Annotated in this window: 21 protein-coding genes; 6 read left to right on the top strand and 15 right to left on the bottom strand. The window is 60.6% G+C overall.

Annotated elements, in window-relative coordinates:
* Window positions 1-32: 32 nt before the first annotated feature.
* Entirely contained in the window at window positions 33-3,659 is a 3,627-nt protein-coding gene (metH, locus tag NCN06_RS02275) for a methionine synthase (protein ID WP_250398617.1), read from the bottom strand.
* 52 nt (window positions 3,660-3,711) lie between these two features.
* Complete coding sequence (locus tag NCN06_RS02270) at window positions 3,712-4,626, bottom strand: branched-chain amino acid transaminase (RefSeq protein WP_115023068.1); 915 nt, start codon at window positions 4,624-4,626, stop codon at window positions 3,712-3,714.
* A 65-nt stretch (window positions 4,627-4,691) separates the two neighbouring features.
* On the opposite strand from NCN06_RS02270, the gene cobN reads away from it, so the two are divergent.
* On the top strand, window positions 4,692-8,420 hold the full coding sequence (gene cobN, locus NCN06_RS02265; protein ID WP_226397624.1) for a cobaltochelatase subunit CobN: 3,729 nt from the start codon (window positions 4,692-4,694) through the stop codon (window positions 8,418-8,420).
* Here cobN and NCN06_RS02260 read toward each other — a convergent pair.
* Genes NCN06_RS02260 through NCN06_RS02230 form a run of 7 tightly spaced genes read right to left on the bottom strand, consistent with a single transcriptional unit; the run spans window position 8,410 to window position 14,506 of the window.
* A complete protein-coding gene (locus NCN06_RS02260) occupies window positions 8,410-8,964 on the bottom strand; it encodes a hypothetical protein (protein WP_226397623.1) in 555 nt (184 codons plus the stop codon). The genes cobN and NCN06_RS02260 overlap by 11 nt on opposite strands.
* A 27-nt stretch (window positions 8,965-8,991) precedes the next feature.
* The gene (locus tag NCN06_RS02255; protein ID WP_166016554.1) at window positions 8,992-9,639 is read right to left on the bottom strand and encodes a PHP domain-containing protein; all 648 of its coding nucleotides are present in this window, start codon (window positions 9,637-9,639) and stop codon (window positions 8,992-8,994) included.
* A gap of 1 nt (window position 9,640) precedes the next feature.
* Complete coding sequence (hemJ, locus tag NCN06_RS02250) at window positions 9,641-10,213, bottom strand: protoporphyrinogen oxidase HemJ (protein WP_166016555.1); 573 nt, start codon at window positions 10,211-10,213, stop codon at window positions 9,641-9,643.
* A gap of 35 nt (window positions 10,214-10,248) precedes the next feature.
* On the bottom strand, window positions 10,249-11,736 hold the full coding sequence (locus tag NCN06_RS02245) for a cryptochrome/photolyase family protein (RefSeq protein ID WP_250398616.1): 1,488 nt from the start codon (window positions 11,734-11,736) through the stop codon (window positions 10,249-10,251).
* Window positions 11,737-11,738: 2 nt separating this feature from the next.
* Window positions 11,739-12,026: a hypothetical protein gene (locus NCN06_RS02240; protein WP_115023056.1), complete on the bottom strand. Its 288-nt coding sequence runs from the start codon at window positions 12,024-12,026 to the stop codon at window positions 11,739-11,741.
* Window positions 12,023-14,014, bottom strand: coding sequence for an excinuclease ABC subunit UvrC (gene uvrC, locus NCN06_RS02235; protein WP_226397621.1), 1,992 nt, complete (start codon window positions 14,012-14,014; stop codon window positions 12,023-12,025). Before uvrC ends, NCN06_RS02240 begins: the two co-directional genes overlap by 4 nt.
* A gap of 9 nt (window positions 14,015-14,023) precedes the next feature.
* Window positions 14,024-14,506: a flavin reductase family protein gene (locus NCN06_RS02230; protein WP_226397767.1), complete on the bottom strand. Its 483-nt coding sequence runs from the start codon at window positions 14,504-14,506 to the stop codon at window positions 14,024-14,026.
* A 69-nt stretch (window positions 14,507-14,575) separates the two neighbouring features.
* On the opposite strand from NCN06_RS02230, the gene coaD reads away from it, so the two are divergent.
* Complete coding sequence (coaD, locus tag NCN06_RS02225) at window positions 14,576-15,067, top strand: pantetheine-phosphate adenylyltransferase (RefSeq protein ID WP_226397620.1); 492 nt, start codon at window positions 14,576-14,578, stop codon at window positions 15,065-15,067.
* 1 nt (window position 15,068) lies between these two features.
* Window positions 15,069-16,175, top strand: a complete 1,107-nt coding sequence (locus tag NCN06_RS02220; RefSeq protein ID WP_115023051.1) for a coiled-coil domain-containing protein — start codon at window positions 15,069-15,071, stop codon at window positions 16,173-16,175.
* Here NCN06_RS02220 and dacB read toward each other — a convergent pair.
* From dacB to dapF, 5 genes are all read right to left on the bottom strand, one after another.
* Complete coding sequence (dacB, locus tag NCN06_RS02215) at window positions 16,120-17,424, bottom strand: D-alanyl-D-alanine carboxypeptidase/D-alanyl-D-alanine endopeptidase (protein WP_226397619.1); 1,305 nt, start codon at window positions 17,422-17,424, stop codon at window positions 16,120-16,122. The two genes, NCN06_RS02220 and dacB, sit on opposite strands and share 56 nt — an antisense overlap.
* Window positions 17,424-17,930, bottom strand: coding sequence for a DUF4330 domain-containing protein (locus NCN06_RS02210; RefSeq protein WP_250398615.1), 507 nt, complete (start codon window positions 17,928-17,930; stop codon window positions 17,424-17,426). The genes dacB and NCN06_RS02210 overlap by 1 nt, the downstream gene beginning before the upstream one ends.
* 62 nt (window positions 17,931-17,992) lie before the next feature.
* Entirely contained in the window at window positions 17,993-18,709 is a 717-nt protein-coding gene (locus tag NCN06_RS02205; RefSeq protein WP_226397618.1) for a DUF1995 family protein, read from the bottom strand.
* A 12-nt stretch (window positions 18,710-18,721) separates the two neighbouring features.
* Window positions 18,722-19,894, bottom strand: coding sequence for a cysteine desulfurase family protein (locus NCN06_RS02200; protein ID WP_250398614.1), 1,173 nt, complete (start codon window positions 19,892-19,894; stop codon window positions 18,722-18,724).
* Window positions 19,881-20,963 (bottom strand): diaminopimelate epimerase, encoded by a 1,083-nt coding sequence (gene dapF / locus NCN06_RS02195; protein WP_226397616.1) that lies wholly within the window; start codon window positions 20,961-20,963, stop codon window positions 19,881-19,883. Before dapF ends, NCN06_RS02200 begins: the two co-directional genes overlap by 14 nt.
* Window positions 20,964-20,990: 27 nt before the next feature.
* Between dapF and NCN06_RS02190 the strand changes: the two genes are divergently transcribed.
* Entirely contained in the window at window positions 20,991-21,212 is a 222-nt protein-coding gene (locus tag NCN06_RS02190) for an Hfq-related RNA-binding protein (RefSeq protein ID WP_115022083.1), read from the top strand.
* Window positions 21,213-21,258: 46 nt separating this feature from the next.
* Window positions 21,259-23,868: a leucine--tRNA ligase gene (leuS, locus tag NCN06_RS02185; protein ID WP_226397615.1), complete on the top strand. Its 2,610-nt coding sequence runs from the start codon at window positions 21,259-21,261 to the stop codon at window positions 23,866-23,868.
* A gap of 12 nt (window positions 23,869-23,880) precedes the next feature.
* On the opposite strand, the gene NCN06_RS02180 is transcribed toward leuS, so the two are convergent.
* Window positions 23,881-25,479, bottom strand: a complete 1,599-nt coding sequence (locus tag NCN06_RS02180) for a glucose-6-phosphate isomerase (RefSeq protein ID WP_226397614.1) — start codon at window positions 25,477-25,479, stop codon at window positions 23,881-23,883.
* Between the two features lie 115 nt (window positions 25,480-25,594).
* Between NCN06_RS02180 and NCN06_RS02175 the strand changes: the two genes are divergently transcribed.
* Window positions 25,595-26,365: a helicase DnaB gene (locus NCN06_RS02175; RefSeq protein WP_226397613.1), complete on the top strand. Its 771-nt coding sequence runs from the start codon at window positions 25,595-25,597 to the stop codon at window positions 26,363-26,365.
* The last annotated feature ends 147 nt before the right edge of the window (window positions 26,366-26,512 follow it).

Below are 26,512 nucleotides of genomic sequence, written 5' to 3'. Positions count from 1 at the left end.
GGCGCCTCAGGTTATGGGACGTCCTGCTTGGCTCAGGCGCTGAAGTACCGAGCTTGCGAATGAAGAGCTACGAGTGCTGTGGTGCTCTGCTCCGGTTCGAGCTGGTCGCTGGCGTCCATCGTGAGGCCGATCCGTTCGGCATCGAGCCACGCCAACTGCTGCCTGGAATCGGCCACATTGGGGCAGGCGGGATATCCGAAGGAATAGCGACTTCCGCGATAACGCTGAGCCAGAACATCCCGCAGCACCATGCCGTCGGGATCAGCAAAGCCGAGTTCCGCACGCATCCGCGCGTGCACCCACTCCGCCATCGCCTCAGCCATCTGAACGGCAAGACCATGGAAGTACAGGTAGTCGCTGTAGCGATCGCCCTTGAACAAGTCTTGCGCCACGACAGACGCCTTCTGTCCCATGGTCACGGCCTGCATGGGCAGCACGTCGGTGGGGCGTCCATCAGAATCCAGATCATTGAAGAAATCGGCGATGCAGTAGCGGTTGCCGGACCGTTGACGGGGCAGATCAAATCGGCCTAGTTCCCTTGTGCCATCGGCATCGAACACCCTGAGGCTGTTCCCATCGCGCCCCACAGGGAAGTAGCCGTAAACCGCCCGCGGGGTCAAGAGTGACTCGTCGATGCAGCGCTGCATCCACTCCTGCAACACCGGCTCCGCCTTCTCAGCCAGCATCGCCTCGTAATCGTCCCGGCTCTGCTCCTTCGTTTTGCGTAGCATCCACTGACCGGCGAACAGGGCATTGCGGTCGAGGTAGTCAAAGACCTCGGCAATGTCGATGTCGTCTTCGGTGATCACAGCAGACCCCAGGAAGGGCGGCTTCGGTGCGGCTTCAGCGGGGACAGCCTCAGATCGATCTGAGGTGACGGGAGGCAAATCCGCTGCTGGAGCATCCGTAGCGGAGGCGGAAGGCTCGACAGCCTCCTCAGAGAGTTTTGATTCTTCATCCAAGCCAACGCCCTGAGGTGCGTCTGCCAGGAATCCCTTGGAGTTGGTCCAGTTGTCGTTCCGCTTGGCATCCATCAACGCGTCCATAAAGCGCAGATCAGCGAAGGCATCTCGTCCGTAGATCACCTTGCCGTCGTAAACCTCGCGGCAATCCTTCTGAACAAAGCGTGGCGTCAGCGCCGCACCGCCAAGGATCACAGGAACATCGATTTCTGCATCATTGAAGGCCTGGAGGTTGTCCTTCATGAAGGCCGTGGACTTCACCAGCAGTCCGCTCATAGCAATGCAATCGGCCTGGTGCTCGCGCTGGGCTTCAACGATGGCTTCACAGCTCTGCTTGATCCCCAGGTTGATCACCTCATAGCCGTTGTTGGTGAGGATGATGTCGACAAGGTTCTTGCCGATGTCGTGCACATCGCCTTTCACCGTGGCGATCAGAAACTTGCCCTTGCTGGTGCTCTCCCCTTCAATCTGTTCCATGTACGGCTCCAGATGAGCCACTGCGGATTTCATCGTCTCGGCGCTTTGCAGCACGAAGGGAAGCTGCATCTGGCCACTGCCAAACAGCTCACCCACCACCTTCATGCCATCAAGCAGGAAGGTGTTGATGATCTGCAGGGGGGGATAGGTCTGCAGCGCCTCATTGAGAGACGGTTCCAAGCCGATGCGTTCCCCATCAATGATGTGTTGCTTCAGCCGTTCCTCGATTGGAAGATCCGCCAATGAGGGGCCTGACGCCCGGGCTTCTTTGGTGCTGACGCCCTCAAACAGCGTGGTGAGCTCGGTGAGCGGGTCGTAAACGCAGATGCCGTCGTCAAAGCGCCGGTTGTCGTTGATCAGATCACGACAGACTTTCTGGTGGTCTTCGCTGATCTTGATCAGCGGAAGAATCTTGGCGGGGCTGACGATGGCCGCATCCATGCCGGCTTGGCAGCAGTCGTGCAAGAACACCGAGTTGAGGGTGATCCGTGCCGCCGGTGACAGGCCGAAACTCACATTGCTGACCCCCAGCACCACGTGAACGCCTGGGAGGTTCTCCCGGATCATTCGAATGGAATCGACGGTCGCCCGGCCATTCAGGCGATCTTCCTCAATGCCAGTGGAGATGGGCAGCGCCAGAGGGTCGTAGAAGATCTCGTGGGCCGGGATGCCGAATTCAAGGGCGTCGCGATAGGCCCGTTGGGCGATCGCGAACTTCTTCTCAGCCGTTCTGGCCATTCCGTCTTCATCGATCGTGCCGACGACCACGGCAGCGCCGTAGCGCCGGGCCAGTTCAAGCACCTTGAAGAAGCGCTCATCGCCGTCTTCGTAGTTGGTGGAATTGAGGATGCATTTACCACCAGCCACCTTCAGGCCAGCCTCCATCTTCTGCCACTCAGTGGAGTCGAGCATCAGGGGAAGGTTGACGTTGGTGACCAGACGACTCACCAGCGCATGCATGTCCCGTTCGCCATCGCGACCGACATAGTCGACGTTGACATCGAGCACGTGGGCGTTCTCCTTCACCTGGCCGCGGGCCACCGACACCAAACCGTCCCAGTCCTCCTCCGCCAGCAGTTCACGCACCTTGCGGCTGCCGCTGGCATTGAGCCGTTCGCCAATGATCAGAAAAGAGTTGTCCTGGTAATACGGCGTGACGCCGTAAATCGATGATGCGGCCGGTTCATAGTTGAGGCTGGGGCGAACGTCCTCAGCCGTGGCGCAGTTCCAGCGGGAGGGGCGTTCCGCTGGCTTGAGCTCCTGAGCAAGTTCTGCCAGGCTGCCGATGTGGGCGGGAGTGGTGCCGCAGCAGCCACCGATCACCTGCACCCCGAGATCTTCAACGAAGTGCATCAACTGCATCTTCAACTCCACCGGGGTCAGGCGGTAATGAGCCACACCACCAATGTTTTCCGGAAGACCAGCATTGGGAATACAGCTGACGGTGAAGGGGGAATGCTCCGAGAGGTAGCGAATGTGCTCCTTCATCTGCTCGGGCCCGGTGGCGCAGTTCAGACCGAGGATGTCGATTGGGAAGGGCTCCAGGATCGACACCACCGCTGCGATGTCCGTGCCGACGAGCATGGTCCCAGTGGTTTCCATGGTCACCGACACCATCAGCGCCCGCCGCTCACCGGTGGCCTCAAATGCCTCTTCAATGCCCTGCAGAGCTGCCTTGATCTGCAGCACGTCTTGACACGTCTCAACAATGAACAGGTCGACGTTGCCGGCAATCAGGCCCTCGGCTTGCTCGCGGAACGAGGCCCGCATCGTGTCGAAGTCGATGTGGCCCAGGGTGGGCAGCTTGGTGGTTGGTCCCATGGACCCAGCCACAAATCGGGGTTTGTCAGAGGTGCTGAATTCATCGGCGATCTCCCGGGCCAGCTCCGCCGCCCGTTTGTTCAGCTCAAAGGCCTTGTCCTCAAGGCCGTACTCCGCCAGAACGATGGATGCCGCACCAAAGGTGTCGGTCTCGATGACATCGCAGCCCACCTCCAGGAACTTGCGGTGCACAGCCTTGACCGCGTCCGGTTTGGTGACGGCGAGGTTTTCATTGCAACCCTCCAGGTCTGGCCCACCGAAATCGTCAGCCGTGAGACCTAGGTCCTGAAGGCTGGTGCCTGTTGCACCGTCGAACACCAGAACAGGCCTGTCGGGACCGTGTAGATGGTCCAGGAAGCGGGAGGTGGTGAGTTGCCGGGTTGCATGCGCCACCACCATTCCGTTCACTCCCGGGAAGACACCTAATCTTAGGAAAAGCTCAGGACGAACTTCAGGCGATCGGAATACGGGTCACCCAGTGCTCATAGGCGGGGTCCCGACCTTCGGTGATGGCCACAAGCTTGGTCTTCAAAGCATTCATCACGGGACGCTCGGCGTTCAGAACCGTGGATTCGATCTGCCGAATCGGCGTCACCTTGGCGGCCGTGCCTGACAGAAACACTTCATCGGCGATGAACAACTCGGTTTTGTCGACCGGCCGCTCGATCACAGGGATCTCCATCGCTTTCGCCAGCTCAATCACGCTGGCGCGGGTGATCCCCTCGAGGATGTCCTGATCGACCCCAGGCGTAATCAGTTGGCCATCGCGCACCAGGAAAAGATTCATGCCGCTGGCTTCGCTGATCTTGCCGCGGCTGTTCAGCAGCAGGGCCTCGTCGAAACCGCTCTGTACGGCCTCCGTCTTGGCTAGCGAACTGGTGATGTAAGCGCCGGAGATTTTGCCGCGCAACGGCAGCGAGCGATCCTCCTGGCGGGTCCAGCTGCTGATCCTGCAGCTCACCCCTTCCGGGGAGAGGTAATCCCCCAGGGGGAGTCCGTAGATCAGGAAATCGGTCTCAATGTTGTGCAGTCGCGGAGCGATGCCCAGATCACTGGTGTAAACGAAGGGCCTCAGATAGATCGGCTGGTCAGGCTTGTTGGCCCTCAGCATTGCGGTGAGTGCGGAGAGGATTGTCTCCTCACTCAGATCAGTCAGCAGCAACCTGGCGCTCTGGCTCAAGCGGCGTGCATGCCGATCAGCGCGAAACAACAGCATCGTGTCGCTGTTCTGCGGATCGGGAATGGCCCGCATCCCGCCGAACGCTCCGGTGCCGTAGTGCAGGGCGTGGGTGGCGATGGAGATCCTGGCCTCCTCGAAGGGAACGCACTGGCCCTGGAACCAGGCATAGGGCAGGAACTGATGCATCACCTTGATGAATCCGATCGCTGAATCTTCTCACCACCGGGCACCACGAGACGGAGAATGGAGCCATGCATCGTCTTGCCACCTGTCCGGGTCTGGACCCACCCGAAGACGTGGTGCTCGTCGAGCAGCCAGGCGCAGATGTGCTGTTCTTGACCAGCGCCGGCACAGATATCAGTTGCCTCGACGCCTGCCTTCCACTCACCCCGGCCTGGAACGAGCGGATCCGCGCGTTGCCCCTGAGTTGTCTCGAACACCCAGCTCAGCTGGACCACTACCTCAATACCACTGCCCAGGCGGCTCGGTTGATTGTGGTTCGACTGCTGGGAAGCCGTGGGCACTGGAGCTACGGGTTCGAGCAGCTGCAGCGATGGTGCAGTGATGCACCGCAACGGGAATTGATCGTCCTGGCTGGAACCGCCGACCAAACCAACGAACTCCATGGACTTGGCTCCTGCAGCCCTGAACTAGCTGATCAGCTGTCGGCACTACTGCGGGAGGGAGGTATCGAGAACATGGGCCAACTGCTGCGATGCCTCGAGGCCCTGCTTGACGGCAGCCCACCGTCCCCAAAGAGCATTGCGGTGGTGCCATGCCCTGACCCCATGCCCTGGGACTGGCGGGATGAATCCGGTGCCACGGTGGGAGTGGTGCTCTACAGAGCCCAGTTTCAAGCAGGTGATCTCGCCCTGGCGGATGCCTTGAATGACGCCCTGCGGAGGCAGGGACTGCGACCCTGTCTGCTCTGGGTCAGCAGCTTGCGAGACCCCGCAGTCCAGGCCGGAGTGCATGACCTGCTCCTGCAGCAACGGGCAGAGCTCGTCATTGCAGGCACGTCTTTTGCCTCGGTCCAGGCGGAACAAGCCGGCTTGGGCAGTCCGCTCTGGGATCGCCTGGATCGACCGGTGTTGCAGCTGCTCAGCAGCAGCCGCAGCCGTGCCCAGTGGCTGGAGAGCAGCCAAGGGCTCAATCCGATGGATCTTTCGCTGCAGGTTGTGATGCCGGAACTGGATGCGCGGATCACCACGCGCCCGTGCGCTTTTCGTGACCACCGGAAGGCCACCGGACCTCTAGCCACAGCCATTCCCTGCCTAGAGCCCGATTCAAGGGGGATTGGATGGCTTGCAGAGCACAGCCGCCGCTGGATCGAGCTGCGCCAGACGCCATGCGCTGACCGTCGTATCGCCATGGTTCTGGCCAACTATCCCGTCCGGGATGGCCGTGTTGCCAATGGCGTCGGTCTCGACACTCCTGACAGCACGTGGCGGATGCTCACCTGGCTGGCGGAAGCGGGCTATGGCCTCGGGACGGAGTCTTTGCCAAGCACGGGCGATGCCTTGATGCAACAGCTGCTGGCCGGACGTACCAATGCACCGGAGGGGCAGAACCGACCGCCGCTGGATCATCTTCCCCTTGCCATCTATTTGGACTGGTGGAGCACAATTCCTGAGCCGGCACGACGCTTGATCGAATCCCGATGGGGACCGCCGGAGAGCGCCTGCGATCTGGACGGAAGCAAGGGTTTTGCGATTCACGGGCTGCGCTTCGGCCACGTGCTGGTGTTGATCCAACCGGATCGTGGTTACGACGCTGATCAGATCGCTGATCTTCATTCACCAGATCTTCCACCACCGCACCGTTATCTGGCCCAATACCTCTGGCTACGCCAGGTGCATCAGACCCAGGTGATGTTGCATGTGGGAAAACACGGCAGTGCCGAATGGTTGCCGGGCAAATCGGTGGGACTGAGCGAGAGCTGCGGCCCCGATCTGGCCCTGGGTCCCATCCCCCACCTCTATCCCTTCATCGTCAACGACCCCGGAGAAGGCTCCCAGGCCAAACGACGTGGTCACGCCGTCGTTCTGGACCACCTCACACCTCCTCTCGGCCGTGCTGGGCTGCATGGACCATTGCAGCGCTTAGAAGGGCTTCTCGATGAACTGGTGGAGGTTCGTCAGCTCGGGGGTGAACGGGCGCGGGTGCTGGAACAGTCGGTTCATGCCACCTTGCTGACCCTCAACTGGCCTGGAATTCCCAGCGGGGAGGAGCTTCGACGTCAACCGGAACTCCTGGAGACCTGCCTGGATCAGGCAGAGACCTATCTCTGCGAACTCAAGGAATCGCAGATCCGCACCGGGCTGCATCGGTTCGGCGTCGCTCCTTCTGCCGCCGCAGCCGATGAACTGCTGATCGCACTCGCCCGCCCGCCCCGGCAAGGGCAGCCAGGGTTGCTGCAGGCCATGGCCCAGCAAGCGAGCCTGGCGTTCGACCCCTGGCAACAGGATGAAGGTGAGCGGCTGTCTGAGACCGACCAGAACCGGCTAAGCAGGCTGGGCGGCTCGGATTGTCGTCGGGTCGGAGATGGCTGTGACTGGCTTGAGCAGCAGGCGCTTCTGTTGATTCGACAGGTTGTCCACGGAGAACGAAGCGACGGGCTGGCCGAACCCTTCAAGAACTGGGACCCGGATGATCGCTGCCTGTTCAACCTCCGCAACGAGCTCTGGCCCCGCTTGAACGGTTGTGCCGGCGCCGAAAAATCGGCCTTCTTGCGGGGCATTCAAGGCCACCGCATAGCAGCGGGACCCTCAGGAGCTCCGAGTCGTGGACGTCCCGATGTGCTTCCCACGGGCCGAAATTTTTATTCGGTCGACCTACGGGGTTTGCCCACGGAAGCGGCCTGGGATCTCGGGCGTCGGTCAGCGGAGCAGCTGCTGGACCTTCATCTGCTGGAGCAAGGGGAGCCATTGCGCCATATGGCTTTATCGGTCTGGGGAACTGCCACGATGCGCAATGGCGGAGAAGACATCGCCCAACTGCTGGCCCTGATCGGTGTTCGGCCGGTCTGGGATGGCCCCACCCGTCGGTTGGTGGATCTCGAGGTCATTCCGGCTCGATTGCTGGGTCGCCCGCGGGTGGATGTGGTGCTGCGCATCTCTGGACTGTTCCGCGATGCCTTTCCCCAGTTGGTGGGCTGGGTGCATCAAGCCCAGTCGATGGTCGCAGTGCTCGATGAACCGGACTCAGTCAATCCTCTGGCGGGTCTGACCCGTGAAGGGGGACCCCAGGGCCGCATCTATGGATCAGCCCCAGGTGCCTATGGAGCCGGTCTTCAGGCCCTGATCGACAGTGGCAGCTGGGAGTCACGCTCAGACCTCGCGCAGGCTTTCCTCAGCTGGAGTCAGTGGTCCTATGACGGCTCCGACGCTCCCAGCCTTGATCGCTCCGGACTCGAGCAGGCACTGGGCAGGGTGCAGGTGGTTCTGCACAACCAGGACAACCGCGAGCATGATCTGCTCGATTCAGACGACTATTACCAGTTCCAGGGTGGGCTGAGTGCAGCCGTGGAAGAGGTGTCCGGGGCGCGTCCGCAGCTGTGGTTTGGGGATCACTCACGCCATGAACGGCCTCGGATGCACCATCTCGAGAAAGAAATCGACAAGGTGATGCGCAGCCGGATGCTCAATCCCCGCTGGATCGAGGGAATGATGCAACACGGCTACAAGGGGGCCTTCGAGATGGGGGCCAGTCTTGATTACCTGTTCGCCTATGACGCCTCCACCGATCGTGTACCCGATTGGTGTTACGGAGCACTCTGTGACCAGTGGTTGAACCAGCCCAGGATCCAGGAGTTCCTAAGCACCAGCAATCCCTGGGTGCTTAGGGATATGGCGGAACGACTTTTGGAAGCCTCGAATCGAGGCCTCTGGGGTACCGCAACTGCTGAACAGTTGCAGCTGCTGCAACGGCTGGTGAACAGCAGCGAAGCCAAGATTGAACGGGGCAGCCCTATTTGTTGAGATCGCGGACCATCTGACGGAAGGGATCGATTGATCCAGGCTTGGACGATGGTGCCGCGGAGCCAACCTTGGCCGTCGGTTCCGCCGGGGCCTTCAGCTCTTCCTTGCGACCAACAGGAGCTGCATCAGCCGCAGCAGGGGTATTAACCCCGGTGATAGCCGTGCCCTTGAGGCGCTGGCTCATCTCCTTCGTGCTCACCTGTTCAGCAAAGGTTTTCTTCACCGGCTTGGGAATGCCGGCTGTGATGTTGACGGATTCTTCCTTCTTGACGACCCCGCCAAGGCCTTCGCTGCGCATCTCAAGCTTCTCGGTTTCGGCAGCCACCTCCATGATCTGTTCCTTCGTTCCGGGGCTGGCAGCCGTGCCGGGGAAGGTGCGGCGAATCGTTTTCGACTCCCGCATGTAGTTCACATCCCCCAGTGAGGATGAGGAATCTGCATCGAGGAAGAACTCCGCCGGCTTCTCCTTCGCTGGCTTGCGAGGCTCAATCGAGGAGTCGGACTCTGCGGAATCCTTTTTCAGCAGACGATCCAAGAAGCCCATGTCGACCGGAACTGAGATGGACCGAACTTAGCGGCCACGAAGGTCAATTCCATGGGTATCAGTGCCACACGTACGCAAAAGGCCAAGGTTGCCGAGCTGACGATCGATGGAGTCGCAGATCAACGGGCTGGCAGACCAGGTCGTTTGCATGTCGTAGTCGTACCAGGCCTCACCCCCATCGAAACCCAGCCGAGCCGCCTCGTTGATCAGAACGTCATGGTCAAGGCGATACCGGGCGGGATGAGCAAGGATCGCCAATCCGCCGGCGGCATGAATGGCCTTGACCACCGCCTCGGCACGCAACGGTTCTCCAACGACGGCATCACCGCGGTTGTAAGGCTGAAGTGCTGGGTGGTGCAGCTCAAAGCCGAGGGCCAGCACATGTACAAGGCATCCCTTCAGCAAAGCACTGATTTCCATCCCGCTCCAGACCATGGGACACACAGCACCGGCGCCGCGTTGCTGATCTAACCAGGCACGGATCTCCCTGTGGGCCTGGGAGCTGTGGTGATCCGTCACCGCCAGGTGCTGGAGCCCCAGCTCGGTGGCCTGTTGGATGAGCTCGAGAGGTTCGAGGCTTCCGTCACTGCAGACGGTGTGGCAGTGAAAGTTGTGCGTGGTGGGGCAGCTCGACGGTCCCACCTGCTCGAGGACGGCCTTGAGGGGGTGGGTCATCTCAGGCTTTGGCAGAGGCTTCAGCCCGCAGACGCCGCCAGCGGGCATAGAACTGGATCGACGCGGCCATGAACACCACCAGGGCAACGATGAACCAGGTCGCCGCGCTTGTGGGGAATTGCGTCTTGAACACCACCAGCATCACCACGATCACCAGCAGCAGGGTGGGCAGCTCATTCAGAGCCCGAAGCTGCTTGCCCGACCAGGCGCAGGTGCCCGCGTGCAGTTGGCCCATAAGCCGATAACAAAACACGTGATAGGCCAGCAGGGCTGCCACAAAAGCAAGTTTGGCGTGCATCCAGCCCTGCTGAAGCCAAGACGGTTGAGCCAACAGCAGGCCGATGGCCATCGAGACAGCCACAACCATGCCGGGCGTGGTGATGATGTTGGCGAGACGTTTCTCCATCAAGGTGTACTGATCCCGGAACGGCTGTTGCAGTTCCGGCGCCAGCTCCTCGGTTTCGACGTGGTAGATGAACAGGCGCACCAGGTAAAAGAGGCCCGCAAACCACACCACAACCCCAACGATGTGCAGGGTCTTGAACCAGAGGTAGGCCTCGGGCGAGAACGTCATCAACACAGCCGATCTGAAGCGACCTTACGCAGGGTTCAGGTGAGCCCGTCAAGAAAATCGCTGGCCCGGCGCTGATGGGCCAAGAGAGCATCAGGGCCCATGCGATCCAGGTTTCGGGCCATCATCGCCAGCCGATATTGGCGACGGAAGAAGTCCTGATGGCGGTGGATGAAGGTCCAGAACAATCCATCCCAGGTGTCGCACCACTCCCCCTTGCGGTAGTCCGACATCTTGCGCACGTAATTCGAACCCGACAGATAGGGCTTGGTCGTGAACAGCCCACCATCGGCGAACTGACTCATTCCATAAACGTTGGGCACCATCACCCAGTCGTAGGCATCGACGAAAAGCTCCATGAACCAGGTGTAGATCCGGGTTGGATGGAATCCGCAGAGGAGCATCACGTTGCCCAGGAGCATCAAGCGTTCGATGTGGTGGCAGTAGCCGGTCTCGAGCGCATGACGGATGGCGTCATCAATCGGGGGCAGGCCCGTTGATGCGGTGTAGAAGGCAGAGGGAATCGGTCGGTCTTCGAAACCCCAGAAATTGCCCTTTCGCATCTCCACTCCATGGCGCAGGTAAATCGCGGCCATGAACTCCCGCCAGCCGACGATCTGACGCAGAAATCCTTCAAGTGAATTCAAGGGAACATCGCCGCTCGCAGCTCGCTCCAGCGTGCGATCCAGCACCTGTTGTGGCGTGAGCAGACCGATGTTCAGCATCGGTGTGAGCACGCTGTGCCACATCACCCGGTGCTGGGTGCTGATCGCATCTTCATAGGCCCCGAACTCTCGCAACCGTTGGTCGAGAAACCCATCCAGCCAGCGGGCAGCTTCGGAATGGGTCACGGGGTAATGAAACGAATCCCAGCTGCCGATACCAGCCACACCCTCCTCGATCAGCTGCTGCCGCGCTTGGTCAACGGCTGCCGTCGAGCGCTCCACTGGTGGATCAGGAACAACCATGCCTTTGGGCAGCTTCTTGCGGTTATCGGCATCAAAACTCCAACGCCCGCCAACGGGGCCACCCTCAGGTTCGATCAACAGATCCAGTCGCTTGCGCTGCATCTCGTAGAAGCGACCCATCAAGGGCTTTTTGCCAGCAGCGAAGTGTTCATTGATCACTGCAGCTGGGGTGAGCAGCATCGGTGTGGGGACGATCTCTAGGCCGCATTGATGCCGCGATGCAAAGGCTGAGATGCGTTTCGAGAGGACGTCGTCCACCGGATCTGCCAGATAAAAAGAGCGGTATCCCTGGGCCACTAGATCAGCCAGGATCTCAGCGGTGTCACCCACCTGCCCCTGCAGAACGCGCAGAACGGTGAGGCCCTTGGCTTGAAGCATCTCGGCGTAGGCCGTCATCGATGCTCGATGAAGGAGAAGACGCTGCCGATGCACTTGCATCGGCCAGGTGGGGTCGGAACCAAAGAAGAGCGGATCCTCGATCAGGGCAACGGGACGTCCTGGACGAATCGCAGGGTGGTGCTCAAACAGCTGATGGGGAAAAACAAGGCTGAGGTCCACCGTCAGCTGTCCTCACCCGCAAGACGGCAGGCACGACGACCCAGGGCGGTGGCATAGGCCCGGTCCACAGGACCGGACATGGGGCTCAGCTGGCCGGCCCGGCAATTCATCACCACCTTTTCGTGATGGCCCTGCTGGTCGTTGAGACGCAGCACCAACTGCCAATGATTCTTGGCACTGCGGGTGATGCCGTCGGCACACACAGGCCCTGTGCAGAGGCCGGGAGAGGCCCAAACCGGGGTGGCGAATAAAAGCACTCCTGCCAGGGCCATGCAGAGATGACGGATCATGCGGAGAGTTCCTGAGGCTGTTCTTCTAAAGCAGCCCCGTCATCACCGCCGTCCCCGTCCTCGGAAGGGTGGAAGAAGTCATGGATATCGCGGGCCAGCGCGGGGCCCACCCCAGGCGCTTTGGAGAGGGTCTCGATCGACGCCAACTGGATGGCATCGATCGAATGGAAATGGGCCAGAAGATCCTTCACCCGCTTCGGCCCAACCCCTGGGATGTCAGACAGGCGAGACCGCTTCATCCGTTCTCCCCGCTGCTGGCGATGGAAGGTGACGGCAAAACGATGAGCTTCGTCCCGCAACCGGCGCAGAAGCACAACACCGAGCTGGTCAGGTTCACTCTCCAGCGGTTGGCTTTCACCCGGGAGAAAAACCTCTTCGCGCTGTTTGGCGAGCGAGCAGACGTTCAGATCCTCATGTAGATCCAGTTCGCGCAGGGCCTCCATCACGGCGGAAAGCTGGCCCTTGCCCCCATCGATCATCACCACATCGGGCCAGTCGTTAAGGCCGTCGGTTTGCAGCGCACTGCCGCCTTTGTGTCGCAGCGCCCCCACATCCACGCCCTCAGCTTTTGCCCGAGCCCAACGTCGAAAACGGCGACGCATGATTTCCGCCATCGCCATGAAGTCGTCGCTGTGGCCAGCTCGGATGCTGCTGCTGCGGATTTTGTATTTGCGGTAGTGCTGCTTGGCGGGCAGTCCATCAATGAACACCACCTGCGAGGCCACGGCATCGCTGCCCTGGATGTGGCTGATGTCATACCCCTCAATCCGCCGCGGCGGGGTCGGTAACTCCAGCAGCTGCGCCAGATCCTCCGTCGCCAAAGACTGCTTCTCCTGCCCCTGCTTGGCGCGGAGCAACTCAAACTCAGCATTGCGCTGAACCAGTTCGATCAGGTCGGCCTTTTGCTGGCGCTGCGGGCAGTGGATCTGCACCCGACGTTCCCGTTGTTCCGACAACCAGTCCTCCATCAGCGTCTGCTGGGGCAAAGCGTGTTGAACCAAAAGTTCGGGCGGAACCTCAACGGAATCCACCTGGCTGTAGTGCTCTTCAATCACGCGCTGCAGGATCAGGCCAGGCTCCAAACCAGACGCATCGGCGGTGTAGCCGAGACGTCCCACCAGCTTCCCGGCCCGCATCTGAAACAGCTGGACGGCCGCCAGCCGCTCATCAAACGCAAGGGCAAGAACATCACGGCTCACGGAAGAGTCCGGCAGGCTCATCTTTTGGTCTGCGGTGAGCTGATCCAGACCCTGAAGTTGATCACGCACGCGGGCTGCCGATTCGTAATCCATCCGCTCGGCGTAACGCCCCATCTGCTCCTGAAGCAGCTGCTGCAACTCATCGCTGCGGCCCTGAAACACCATTGCCACCTTGCGGATAGTGCGGTGGTAGTCCTCGGAGCTGATTTTTTCCTGACAAACCCCCGGACAGCGTCCGATGTTGTAGTTGAGGCAGGTGCGGTCGGGATACATCGGTCGTGGCCGCTGCCGCAGCGGGAAGACGCGTTTCACCAGGAACAGCGTGCGACGCAACAGCCCAACATCGACATAGGGCCCATAGAAGCGATCCAGGGGGCTGCGGAAACGACGGCGACGGGTGATGAAAATCCTTGGATAGGCCTCACTCCAGGTGATGCAGAGGTAGGGGTATTTCTTGTCGTCCTTCAGCAGCACGTTGAAGTGCGGCTGATGGTTCTTGATCAGGTTGGATTCAAGAACGAGGGCTTCCGCCTCGCTGTCGGTCACGATGAACTCGATCTCGCAGACCTGGCGCGTCATCAGGCGGATCCGTGGCGACAGATCGTGCCGACTGCGGAAATAACTGCGCACCCGACTGCGCAAGGACTTCGACTTACCGACGTAGAGGATCCGGTCGTCGCCGTCCCGCATCAGATAGCAACCCGGTTCAGCGGGAATCTCCTTCAGGCGGTATTCAAGACGTTCAGGCTGCGTCAGCAGCGGTGAACCGGGAGCTGGAACTGGATCCACCTCGTCAGCTCAGCCGCCGTAATTCCAGCCGGTGCTGGCCAGATTCAGCGCATCACCATCAGCGATTAGACGCGCTGTTTTCACTTCTCCAACAAAGACCGTGTGGTCACCGTGCTTGATCGCCCCCACGAGTTCGCACTCCACACCACCGACGGCATCGGTGAGGAGAGGCAAGCCGAGTTCTCCCTCTTCAAAAGGTGCCGCCTCAAAACGACCACCAAGCGCCTTTTGGGGCTTGAAGAAAACGGCAGCCAGATCTTTTTGGTCGGCCCGCAGCACATTCAGGGAGAACTTGCCGGTGGCTTCGATGATGGCGTGACTGCTGCTGTCGGCTCGAACGCCCATCACCACCAGAGGTGGTTCGAAGGATCCCTGGGTCACCCAGCTAGCGGTGAAACCATTGACCTCATCGCCGTTGCGAACGCCGCAGATGAAGAGTCCATGCGGGATCTTGCGGAGCAAGACCTTTTTGGCGTCAGCGTCGAGGCTCATGGCACGGGTGCGATGGACGAAATCTAAACAGCAATCCGCTGCATAGGATCCGCCCATCGCTGATTCCCGATGCGGGCGCTTTACCCAGGCAGTTTCGACCCCCTCACCAACGGTCATATGGACGTGATTGAGCGGGCGGTAAGTCTCTTTGGAGAAGTGGTCGTTGCCGTGCTGAGCAATCCGAGCAAGCGACCTGCCTTCACGATCGAAGAACGAATCGAACAGATCCGCACATCGACGCGCCATTTGTCTGGCGTTGAGGTGATCAGTTTCGATGGCCTCACGGTGAACTGCGCTGTCACCCATCGCGCCGACTTAATCCTGCGGGGCCTGCGAGCGATGAGTGACTTCGAATATGAGCTACAGATCGCCCACACCAACCGGTCGTTAGCGGAGGATCTGGAGACCGTGTTCATGGCCACGACTGCTCGGCACAGCTTCCTCAGCAGCTCCGTGGTGAAGGAAGTGGCCCGCTTTGGCGGATCCATCGACCACATGGTGCCGCCAGAGGTGGCGAAGGACCTCAACAGGCTCTTTAATTCGGCTTTCCCAACCAGCTGAGATGAACGACGTCCGGTTCACCGTTCTCGATCAACTCGACCAGTTGGAGGAAGTTGTTCTGGAAGGCAGTCGACTCCCTTTCACCGGCGGACGTCTGGTGAATGAAACAGATGCCGTGGAGCTTCTCGATGCCGTACGGGAAGGACTGCCAACAGATCTTGAGCGTGCCGCCAAGCTGATTGATCGGCGCGACGAGTTCATCAACACCGCCCGCAAGAGCGCAGAGGAGATCGTTGATCAGGCCCAGCGCCAACGGGAACAGCTGGTGAACAATGCCGCCATCCGCCAGGAAGCGGAGCGGCAGGTGAATGAGATGCGTGATCAGACCCGCCAGCAGTGTGAGCAACTGCTTCAAACGACGCGTCAGCAGGGCGCCAAGCTCGAACAGGAGATGCAAAGCAAGCTGGCACAGATGGAGCAACAGTTCTCTGCCCGCCGTCAGCAGCTGGAGCAGGAGGCCCTGGAGCGTCGCCAGCAGCTGGATCAAGAGGCGATTGAACTGAAGCGTCAGCACGCCGAACAACACGAAGCGAGCCGCCAACAGGCCCAGAAACAAATCCAGCAGATTGAGAAAAACGCTGTTGAGCTCAAGCGGCAACACGCAGATCAGCATGAAGCGAACCGCCAGCAGGCCCAGCTTCAGCTTCAGTCGATGGAGAAAGAGATTGCCGAGCTCAAGCGTCAACACCTTGAGCAACACGAGAACACCCGCCAACAAGCACTGCAGGACCTTGAAACCATCCGCCGTGAAGCCCTTCGCCTTCAGAAGGAAGGCCGCGACGAAGCCGAGCGGATCCACAACGATGCGCTTCAGTTCCGCCAGCAGACCCAGCAGCAGTGCGAATCGCTGATCCAGCGCAGCCGTCAGGAGGCTGCCGGTGTTCAGGATGGCGCTAACCGTTACGCGGAACAGACGCTGGGTGAGCTGGAAGTGCGTTTGAAAGAAATGGCCCAGGTGGTTATGGCCGGCCGTCAGGAGCTATCCAAGATTCAGACAATCCGTTCAGCCACCCCTGCGGCCAACGGTGGCGAGGATTCCAAGACCGTGCCGATTAGTCGCGCACACCGTGCAGCGTCCCGCCTGCGTTCCATGAGGGGCAACGGCTGACCCGCTGGCTTGCCAGAAGGATTTGAACCATCACGCTGTTGGGTGCATAGGCCCCGTTGGAGATCATGCTCACGTATCGGGGCCCATCAGCGGTTTCAAGAATTCCCGAAATCGAGCGAACACCGGTCAGGGTTCCTGTTTTGCCCCAAAAACGCCCTTGGAGCGACGTACCCCGGAAGTAGTTGCGCAGCGTTCCCCTCTGCCCGGCGATCGCCATCGACGCCTGGTAGTAGGCCCCTAGGGGATGTTGCGCCATGCGCCACAGCAGAACGGAGAGTGAACGACTGGTGAGACGGTTGCCCCTGGAGAGTCCACTTCCATCCCTCACCCGCAGACCCGTCATGGGAAGTCCCTGCGCCTGCATCCAACGGGTGGTAGTCAGGGCCGCACGATTCACGTCCCAAGCGTCTGCGGCTTCGCGCATCAGTACCTCGGCGGTGAAGTTATGGCTCTCCGTGTTGGCAAGGCTGAGCAGAGCATGCATCGGCGCTGAATCCTCGCTGTGCAGCACCACACTCGCTTCATCACTCCGCGCAGTTACCGCTTCTCGGGTCTGCTGGTCAACCATCTGAAGACGGATCTGCCCCCCCTGCTGACGGATGGTGGAATTCAGAATCCGCTGCAACCGTGCCGCTGGATCCATCACCGCCATATGCAGTGCATTGCTGGTGAGAGCGAGGCGGGTGATCGGAGCGCCATAGGCATAGGAGCGATCCGCCGGGTCCCAGTCGGCGGGCCACCAGCGCTGCCGCGGTTCCTCTCGCACCATCAACTGCACAGGCACTGTTGAAAGGCTGGTCGGGGTGCGAGAGCCGCCCTGGCCGAGCGCCACCATGGCGAACTTCTGGATCTCCGCAATGCTGAGGTCGGGATCCCCTTCCCCAACAATTTCAAGCGTCCCATCGGCATGACGCAACAACTGCGTTTTCAGCCTGAAGTCGGGACCGAGGCGATCCAGAGCAAAGGCCGTGCTGACCAGTTTTTGATTGGATGCTGGAACACGGGGAACCCCCCCGTTCAGATCAGCCAGCAACTGGCCGCGTTGATCCACAACGCTGACGCTCCACACCCGCTTTTCCGGACCTACAGCGGTTTCCAGGGCCGATTGCAATGCGGGACAAAGCGCTCCACCGGTGAGCAACGCCTGGCCTTGGCGTTGAACCACCGGTGGTGGTGCCAGCAACGGAGTTGCTGCCCTCAGAGGCAACTGGGGCGCCAGCAAAAGCAGCGTGAATAGAGCAGAGCGCATCACAGAGGCGTCACTCCACTGACGACACCGTTTAAGCGGTAGAGACGTCCTTCAAGCTCAACGGGGACACCCACCTTGAGCTTGGTCCCGCCGATCACAACACCTGAAGGTTTGATCTCCGCATTGGCCTCCATCACAAAACGAGCGTGTCGGGGGAGGGCGGTGCTGGGGGCATCAGCAACAACCACCGAACCATCGGGCTGAACTGCCGTCAGGGAATTGGTGAGGTCATCCACCGAAACCAAAGTCACACGGCCAGCTGGTTGGTTCCGTATCACGATGTTGAGCGCCGCTTCTTCCCGGGCTGAATTCAGCAGTTGCTCAGGATTGGCGCTGTACAGATGACGCACATCCACGCTGACCTGCACAGGCTTCACGGCACCAGTCGCTTTCGCGACTGCATTAGAGAGCTTGGGGGACCAGATCACTCCACCCAGAGATGCCAGGGCGACAACAGCTGCCACTGCATCGATGGGAGAAAAGGATCGCAGCCTGTTGAGCACCATCGAAGGGGAGCTTGGGCACGAACCTTAAAGAGTGTCTGATCCTGGATCAAGCCAACCGCATCTCAATTGCGAAGACCATCAAGGAAGCGATCAACACCGGAGAGCTGTTGCTTGATGCTGTCAGGATCTTCCCCAGCCAGCAGAGCTGCGGTGGTGTCAGGGTCCGGACGTTCGGGAAGCACCTCCAATTGCCGGTAACCATCGGGATCCTGACGATAGAGACGCCAGTCATCGGGGAAGCAGCGCATCAACGCTCCTCCATCCAACGGCTGGAGCCAATAGGCCTGTTGCCAACTGGCCACGAAACCCTTGCGGCGCTCCCGGGCCACGCTTCCGATCCCGACAGCGGCGTCTTCAAGACGTCCATTCAGCATCAGGATCACTCCGGCATGGTTTTCGCACAAGGCCTGGAACTCCTCGTAATCAGCGGGCGAAGGATTCACCGCGAGGAGCAGGCGCGTATCGGGAGTTGTGCTGTCCGAGCGTTTCAGCTGATTGAAGTCGAGGATCACGTCTTTGAGATCCTCCGCATCACGCCGCGCCAGGGCTGCAGCGCCGGCGTCGGGCCAGACCATCACCAGCTGTTGACCGGTAGCGATGAGTGCACGGGCCAGACGCACCGCCACCGGCAGCAGTCGCAACCCCTCAAACCGCAGGCTTGCTGCCCAGCGTTGGCCGTCGCCAGAACCCACCGCTGCCAGGGCGGCTTGCAACATGGCCTCCTCGGCTGCAAGCAGATCCGCGGGGAGGTTGAGACAGGGGGCGTCGGATTGAGTCATCGCCAAAGCATGTCAGGGAAAAGCCCTCAATACGGATTCAAAACGGCCTGGAACAGCGTCGAGGTCCTGATCAGAGAGCCATGGGCCAAGGGTCAGGCGCAGCCCTGACTGCCGTTCAGGCTCGGGAATCCCCATGGCCGTGAGAACGACACTGTCTGAGCTGCTTCCACTGCTGCAGGCGCTGCCACTGCTGCAGGCCACTCCCGCCGCTGCAAGCCGCCGCACGAGGTCGCGACCCGGCAGAGGCATGCCATCGGTCGACTTCACCAGCAGCGCAATGTGGTGCGGCAGACGGCCTGACAGCGGGGGGCCGCAAAGCCGGAGCTGGGGAAGCTCCAGTAGGCGCTCAAGCAGTTGATCGCGTTGGCGGCGGATCTGCACTGCGCTGCCAGGGGGTACGGGATGCGTAACGGGGTCAAAGCTTGGAAGCACCTTCAGAGCTTCTGCCATACCGCTGACAAGAGCGACGGGTTCAGTACCGGAGCGCAGGCCATGCTCCTGTCCACCACCGCCCTGGAGCGTTGAGAGGGCAACACCTGGGGCGCGAATCAACAGGCCCACGCCGCGGGGACCACGGAACTTGTGGGCGGAGAGGGTCAGCAAGTCGACCCCGAGCCGCTCGAACGGGAAACAGCCCTGCGGTACGAGTTGGGTGGCATCGCTGTGGATCACGATGCCGCGCTCGCGGCAGGCCTGGGCAACCTCGATCAGAGGTTGAAGCGCACCCACCTCACCCTGGGCAGCGGTAAGGGACACCAACCGCGTCGGAGCAGACAACAGCTGATCGAGTTGGTCCAGTCGCACCACCCCCTGCCCATCGACAGGCCATTCAGCAACGCTCCACCCCTGGGCCTCGAGTTGGTAAGCCGCAGCGATCACCGCTGGATGCTCCACTGCAGAGATCACCACACGGCCTGGAACAAGACCCGCGGCACTGCCAAGAAGGGCGAGATGGACGGACTCTGTCGCCCCCGAGGTGACGATCAACTGATCCGCGCCGACACCAAAACGCTCAGCCATACGCCAGCGGGCCCGTTCGAGGGCCTCCGCAGCTGCCAGCCCTGCTCCATGGAGACTGCTGGGGTTTGCCCAGGCCGACTGCTGGAGCTGCTGCATGACTGCGATCACCTCCGGCAGCGGCGGTGTCGTGGCGGCAGCATCGAGATACAGCTCAGGGCGTGTCACGCTCGAACCGCGCCTTGGTGCGTTGCTCCAGTGACTCACTGGCGAGATTGAGCATCGAATCGAGAGAGGTGGAGTTCAGAAAGTTCTGCACCTGCTCCAGGGCGGCCGCTTCGTCCTCTGGACTCGCTGCAGGCGTCACCTCTTTGGCGGGTGAGGAATTGGTGTTGACCTGGTTAACGGGACTGACCTGGGGAGCCACGGCAGACGGACCAGGAACCAACTCTGGCGTCAGCACCCCGTCAAACACAGCTTCGGCGGGTCCCGTCATCAGCACGGATCCGGTGCGATCACGCCATTCGATCATCAGCGGACCGCCGGGAAGTAGAACCTCGGCACAGTCATCGGCGAGGCCCAACAACAATGCCGCCACGAGGGTGGCGCAGGCTCCGGTGCCGCAGGCCAGGGTCGGACCTGCACCCCGCTCCCAGACCCGGATCTCCAGACGCTCACGGCTGTGAACCTGGAGGAAATGAACGTTGGTCTTGGCCGGGAAGGCCGGATGCACCTCCAGGGCAGCCCCCCAGGCATCAAAGGGAATGCTGGTGAGGTCGTCGACGGGCACCACCACATGGGGATTGCCCATGCCAACGGCCGCCACCCTTAGCTGTTCTCCCTCTAACAGCAGCACCCCCTGGGGCAGACCGTCCTCCGGCATCAGTGTTGTGGGGATGCCTTCCGGCGTGAGGAACGGAGGCCCCATATCCACCCGCAACTGGCGGTCCGCCATGAGTTCAGGGCGAATCATTCCCGCGAGGGTTTCGATGTCCCAACTTCGTCCTGGCGCATCTCCATCGGTATCGGCTAGATAACGCGCCAGGCAACGAATGCCGTTGCCGCACATCTCGGCCTCACTTCCATCGGCATTGATGATCCGCATGCGCAGTTCACCCTCGGCCTGAGGTGGAAGCGCCAGGATCAGGCCATCCGCGCCAATACCGAAACGCCGATCGCAGATATGGCGCACCCAGGCGGGATTGGGATCACTGATGGCATCGGGCAGTTGTCCCTGACGGCCTTCCACAATCAGGAAGTCGTTGCCAAGTCCCTGATATTTGCTGAACTGCAGCATGCGTGGCCGGTATCGCCCCTGAATCCTATGGAGACAGCTCCACTTGATCCAAGTCTTCCGGGGGTTCGGCTGCTGCAGAGCTGGATTCGTGAACAGCTGCCGCTCAGCATCGGGCTGGTTGGTCAGGAGCCCATCGAGGGGCGTCTGATCTGGCAAGACCCTGAATTTCTGGCCATTGAACGCATGGCAGCCAGCCGGCCCGTGCTGATCAATCGACGCCAGATCACTGTGATCCGCTCCCTCGGCTGAACACCAGGCATGTGGCACGATCGCAACCTTGCCGAGCGCTGGTTCCGTGAACGCTGCCAACCCTGCCGTCGACGCCAGTACGCAGAACGATCGTTACGACCCCGTAGCGCTTGAACAGCGCTGGCAGGACAGCTGGAAAACCGATGAGGTGGATGCCACCGACGAGAACAGTGACAAACCTGGCTTCTTTGCCCTGTCGATGTTCCCGTACCCATCGGGAAGCTTGCACATGGGCCATGTGCGGAATTACGTCATCACCGATGTGATCGCCCGTGTTCAGCGCATGCGCGGACACTCTGTATTGCATCCCATGGGCTGGGATGCCTTCGGACTCCCCGCGGAAAATGCCGCGATCGAGAGGAATGTCGATCCTGGGGACTGGACCGACCGCAACATTGATCAGATGCGGGCGCAACTGGATCGTCTTGGCTTATCGATTGACTGGAGCCGCGAACAGGCGACCTGCCACAGCGACTACTACCGCTGGACCCAATGGCTGTTTCTTGAGCTGCTCGAAGGGGGCCTGGCCTATCGCAAAAATGCCACCGTCAACTGGGACCCCGTCGATCAGACCGTTCTGGCCAATGAGCAGGTGGATGGCGACGGCCGCTCCTGGCGCTCCGGGGCCCTGGTGGAACAACGCCAGCTGAACCAATGGTTCCTACGCATCACCGACTACGCCGAACCGCTTCTTAACGGCCTTGACGCGCTCCAGGGCTGGCCGGAACGGGTACGCACCATGCAGGCCAACTGGATTGGCCGCTCCGAAGGCGCGGAAATCACCTTCTGCGTTGAAGGGGCCCAGGACCAGACGATCACCGTGTTCACCACCCGGCCCGACACCCTCGCCGGGGCGAGCTACGTGGTGCTGGCTCCGGAAAACGAGCAAGTCGACGACCTGACAAGCGCTGAGCAGACGGCGACGGTCGAAGCCTTCAAAAAAGAAGTGGCTCGGCTCAGCACGATCGAACGCACCAGCGATGACCGACCCAAGCGGGGTGTGCCCATCGGCAGTCGTGTCGTCAACCCCCTGACGGGAGCTGTTCTTCCGGTCTGGATCGCCGACTACGTGCTCGCCGAATACGGCACCGGGGCCGTCATGGGCGTGCCGGCCCACGACCAACGTGACATCGCCTTTGCCCAATCGAATGATCTGCCGATTCAGCAGGTGATCGATGCCGAGGGGGCTGCGGAGGCGATCGCCGCTGGGCAGGCTTGGACGGATCCCGGAACACTGATCAATTCAGGATCCTTCGATGGCACAGCATCAGCCGAGGCCAAGACGTCCATCACCAGCCATGGAGCGGAACAGGGTTGGGCCCGCAGCAAGGTCACCTATCGATTACGCGACTGGCTGATCTCCCGCCAGCGCTACTGGGGCTGTCCGATTCCTGTTATTCACTGCGATGACTGCGGTTCTGTTCCTGTGCCCCGAGACGAGCTACCGGTGGAACTGCCCCGGGGCATTGATCTTTCTGGGAAGGGTGGCTCGCCCCTGAGTCAGCAGAGCGATTGGGTCAACGTGCCCTGCCCCAACTGTGGCAAGCCCGCCAAGCGCGAGACCGACACCATGGACACCTTCATGTGTTCCTCCTGGTATTTCCTCCGTTTTGCGGATCCCCACAACACCGAAAAGCCCTTCACCAAGGAGGCGGTGAACCGCTGGTTGCCGGTGAAGCAGTACGTGGGTGGGATCGAGCACGCGATCCTGCACCTGCTCTATGCCCGTTTCTTCACTAAGGCGCTCAAGGATCGCGGCCTGATTGACATCAATGAGCCCTTTGAACGCCTCCTTACCCAAGGGATGGTTCAGGCAATCACCTACAGAAATGCGACAACCGGCAAGTACATCGCTCCTGCGGATGTGGCGGATCCAGAGGATCCCCGCGACCCCAACACCAACGACAAGTTGGAGGTGTTGTTCGAGAAAATGTCGAAGTCGAAATACAACGGCGTCGACCCTGCAGCCGTAATCGATCGCTACGGCGCTGATACGGCCCGCATGTTCATCCTGTTCAAGGCACCTCCAGAGAAGGATCTGGAGTGGGATGACGCCGATGTGGAAGGTCAGTTCCGTTTCCTGCAACGGCTGTGGAGGCTTGTTGAGGCGGGTGCCGCACGCATCGATTCCATGGAGCCGATGCAACGGTCGGATTCGCTTCATGAAGCCGACAGCGCCGTGCGTCGTGCCCTGCATCTCGCCATCGAAGCCGTCAGCGAAGATCTCAGCGATGAGATTCAGCTGAATACGGCGATCTCCGAGCTGATGAAGCTCTCCAATGCCATCAGCGCAACAGGCGTCGACGCCCTGAGTGATTCTGTGTTGCAGGAGGCCCTCTCCGGCCTGGTTCGCCTCTTAGCCCCCTTTGCACCGCACTTAGCAGAAGAGTTCTGGAGCCGCCTCGGTGGAATCGGAAGTGTTCATCGCCAAACCTGGCCAGCCCTCGATCCGTCGGCTCTTATTCAAGACAGTGTTGAACTGGTGATCCAGGTGAAGGGCAAGGTGCGGGGCAAGATTCAGGTTCCCGCTTCTGCCGACAAGCAAGAGTTAGAACGGCTCGCCCTAGCCAGTGAAGTTGCCGAAAAATGGTTGGAGGGCGCCGCACCCCGGCGGGTGATTGTGGTTCCCGGGAAACTGGTGAACCTGGTGCCCTGATACCAGGCGCAATCAACTCTTGCTGAACCGCATGGAAGCTGGTTTGCCCCAGTCCCCCTGAGCATTGAAACCCCGCTTGTTGCTGGTGAGATGACGCAGGATCCAGAAAATGGATTCATCGGTGCCATCCCCTAGGACCAGGCGGATCTCGTCGGCGGAACGGGCCACACCGTCGGCCAAGATCGCTTCCACACGGCCTTGCAGGTCGAGAATCGCCGCCGCTGCTTTTTTGCCTGCCTCAACGCCGGGCTGGTGGTAGGCATTGATGTTGACGAGTTCGCCGTACAGGCCAACGGCGCGCTCGAACAAGGCAATCAAGGAACCAAGGCGCCGGGCATCAAAACACCGCATGCTGATCGTCATGCTCTGGCGCCCACCCTCAGTGAGGGCTGAGCGGGTGCCCTGTAGGAATCCGTCAAGGAAGTCGCCGGGGCATTCGCCACCAATCACGGGGATGTCGCTGACATCCTCCAGAACCTCGATGAAGGTGGCGAAGAAGTTGTCGACACCATCACGAAGTTGTTGCACGTAGGCGTGCTGATCGGTGGAGCCCTTGTTGCCGTAAACAGCAATGCCCTGGTGCACCACCTCACCGTTGCGATCGAGGCGCTTGCCCAGGGATTCCATCACCAGCTGCTGGAGGTAACGGCTGAACACCTCCAGGCGATCGCGATAAGGCAGAACGACCATGTCGCGCTGACCCCGACCGCCGCCGGCGACAAACCAGGAGGCCGCCATCAAGGCAGCCGGATTCCGACGCAGATCCGCCTCGCGGGTGGCGGCATCCATCTGAGAGGCACCAGCGAGAAAGTCGCGGGTGTCGCAACCGATCAGGGCCCCAGGCAGCAGGCCAACGGCACTGGTGATGCTGGTGCGGCCACCGACCCAATCGAACATGTCGAATCGTTTGAGCCAAGCCTCGGACTGAGCTTGCTGATCCAACTTGCTGTTCAGCATCGTCACAGCGACAGCCTGACCAGCCCACTGGCCTCCATCCGCTTCAAGCCGATGGCGGGCCTGCTCCAAGCCGATATGCGGTTCGGGGGTTCCTCCCGACTTACTCACAGTCACCACCAGCGTGCGATCCAAGCGACCATCAAGACCCGCCAGGACGTTGCTCATCCCATTGGGGTCAACGTTGTCGAAGAAGTGGAAGGGAAGTCCCTGACCGGGGTTCTGCAGAGCTCGAATCATCAATGCCGGACCCAGACCGCTGCCGCCAATGCCGATCCAGAGCACATCGGTGAAGGCTTCACCGTTGGGGGCCTTGATCGTTCCGTTGATCACATCGCGCCCGAAGGCGGCGATCAACTCGATTTCCCGGGAGATGTGCTTCTGCAGCTCTGAGCTTGGAGCAAGTTCGGGAGTGCGCAGCCAGTAGTGACCCACCTGACGCTGTTCATCCGGATTGGCGATCGCTCCGGCTTCCAACTCCTGCATCGCGGTGAAGGCCTTGTCCATCCGCGGCTGCAACTGCTGCAGGTCTGCGGCGTTGACGTGCATTCGGCTGATGTCCAACCAGACCCCAAGATCATCGTGGTACCAGCTGAGATCACAGAAACGCTGCCATTGAATCTGAGCGTCGGAAGCGCTGAAATCCGGGAAGCTCATGCCGGGCGGGCGATGCAGTCTTGCTGAACGTATCCAGGATCTGACGGGATGCCCACGCAAAAGGACACCACAGTTAGTTTCATGTCACCTTCCACTGACCGGTTTTCCAGCCCCCATGGCTGAGTCACTGCGATTAACGACTGCGCTTCTGGCGACAGCAGCAAGCTTTTGCTTGATCGGACAGTGGGTACAACCCGTCACTGATCGCGAGAATCAGGTGCCTGTGGTTGTCGGGGACAGACTCGAGCCAACAGACTTTTCACCGGAAGAACTGAAGCTGCTGCAACGGCGCTTCGGTGTGCATGGCCCCCAGACACAGCTTGCCCAGCTGTTCACCAACAGCGTGGATCAGCTCAAACCGCTGCGCTCGCAAACGTTGGATCGCCTGCGCGAGCTGAAACCGGTCATCCTGCGCGAATCGAAGACGCATCGTGTCAACCCGATGCTGATCACAGCGGTGCTGTTCGACGAGATCCAGCATTCCAAACCGGGGGAGAGCCTCCCGTTCATCGCCCATTCCGGTCTGGTGAAGACCCATGGACCGGCCCAGATCGGAGTTTCGGAACTCATCCATCAAAAGCGACTGCCTGCGAATCCGACGCAGGAGGAGATCACCTGGGCCCGCAAACAGCTGCTGGACCCCGAGATGAACATCACTTTTTTGGCAGCGAAGTTCCAACGGCTGAAGCTGGCCCTTGGCCTGCCGGAGAGCTTGATGCTGCAAGCGAGTCGCTCGTATCTGGATGCCAAGGCGATCGCCACCCTCACTTATCTCCACAACGGAAAGCTGGATTACCCCTCTCGCGTGCTGGGCTACATGCAAGATGCTGAGCTGCACGGGTTGATTTACGGCGGCCGCCAACCCAACCCCGACATCACGGTTTAGAGGCCATTCACGGGAAGAACTTGGCTGTGGATGAGCCCCAATCCAATCCCTGAGTCCGCCAATCCCTAAGTAAGGGGAGAAAAAGATGCGACGACCATCACCCATTTGGGGGATGTGAAAGCCCCGTTTCTGTTTTTTCATCGATCC

Source organism: Synechococcus sp. MU1648 (genome assembly GCF_023630615.1).
Lineage (GTDB): Bacteria > Cyanobacteriota > Cyanobacteriia > PCC-6307 > Cyanobiaceae > Parasynechococcus.
This window is presented reverse-complemented; position numbering and strand designations above follow the sequence as displayed.

What these genes read in the sequence shown, in the direction of transcription:
- NCN06_RS02270 (WP_115023068.1), bottom strand. Translation starts at nt 4,626, where the DNA reads ATGCATCAGTTCCTGCCCTATGCCTGGTTCCAGGGCCAGTGCGTTCCC.
- NCN06_RS02255 (WP_166016554.1), bottom strand. Translation starts at nt 9,639, where the DNA reads ATGACCCACCCCCTCAAGGCCGTCCTCGAGCAGGTGGGACCGTCGAGC.
- NCN06_RS02230 (WP_226397767.1), bottom strand. Translation starts at nt 14,506, where the DNA reads ATGAGCCTCGACGCTGACGCCAAAAAGGTCTTGCTCCGCAAGATCCCG.
- NCN06_RS02175 (WP_226397613.1), top strand. Translation starts at nt 25,595, where the DNA reads ATGGCTGAGTCACTGCGATTAACGACTGCGCTTCTGGCGACAGCAGCA.
- NCN06_RS02205 (WP_226397618.1), bottom strand. Translation starts at nt 18,709, where the DNA reads ATGACTCAATCCGACGCCCCCTGTCTCAACCTCCCCGCGGATCTGCTT.
- NCN06_RS02260 (WP_226397623.1), bottom strand. Translation starts at nt 8,964, where the DNA reads ATGGGCTTCTTGGATCGTCTGCTGAAAAAGGATTCCGCAGAGTCCGAC.
- NCN06_RS02180 (WP_226397614.1), bottom strand. Translation starts at nt 25,479, where the DNA reads ATGAGCTTCCCGGATTTCAGCGCTTCCGACGCTCAGATTCAATGGCAG.
- NCN06_RS02220 (WP_115023051.1), top strand. Translation starts at nt 15,069, where the DNA reads ATGAACGACGTCCGGTTCACCGTTCTCGATCAACTCGACCAGTTGGAG.
- metH (WP_250398617.1), bottom strand. Translation starts at nt 3,659, where the DNA reads ATGGTGGTGGCGCATGCAACCCGGCAACTCACCACCTCCCGCTTCCTG.
- NCN06_RS02210 (WP_250398615.1), bottom strand. Translation starts at nt 17,930, where the DNA reads ATGGTGCTCAACAGGCTGCGATCCTTTTCTCCCATCGATGCAGTGGCA.
- NCN06_RS02190 (WP_115022083.1), top strand. Translation starts at nt 20,991, where the DNA reads ATGGAGACAGCTCCACTTGATCCAAGTCTTCCGGGGGTTCGGCTGCTG.
- dapF (WP_226397616.1), bottom strand. Translation starts at nt 20,963, where the DNA reads ATGCTGCAGTTCAGCAAATATCAGGGACTTGGCAACGACTTCCTGATT.
- NCN06_RS02240 (WP_115023056.1), bottom strand. Translation starts at nt 12,026, where the DNA reads ATGATCCGTCATCTCTGCATGGCCCTGGCAGGAGTGCTTTTATTCGCC.
- hemJ (WP_166016555.1), bottom strand. Translation starts at nt 10,213, where the DNA reads ATGACGTTCTCGCCCGAGGCCTACCTCTGGTTCAAGACCCTGCACATC.
- cobN (WP_226397624.1), top strand. Translation starts at nt 4,692, where the DNA reads ATGCATCGTCTTGCCACCTGTCCGGGTCTGGACCCACCCGAAGACGTG.
- coaD (WP_226397620.1), top strand. Translation starts at nt 14,576, where the DNA reads ATGCGGGCGCTTTACCCAGGCAGTTTCGACCCCCTCACCAACGGTCAT.
- dacB (WP_226397619.1), bottom strand. Translation starts at nt 17,424, where the DNA reads ATGCGCTCTGCTCTATTCACGCTGCTTTTGCTGGCGCCCCAGTTGCCT.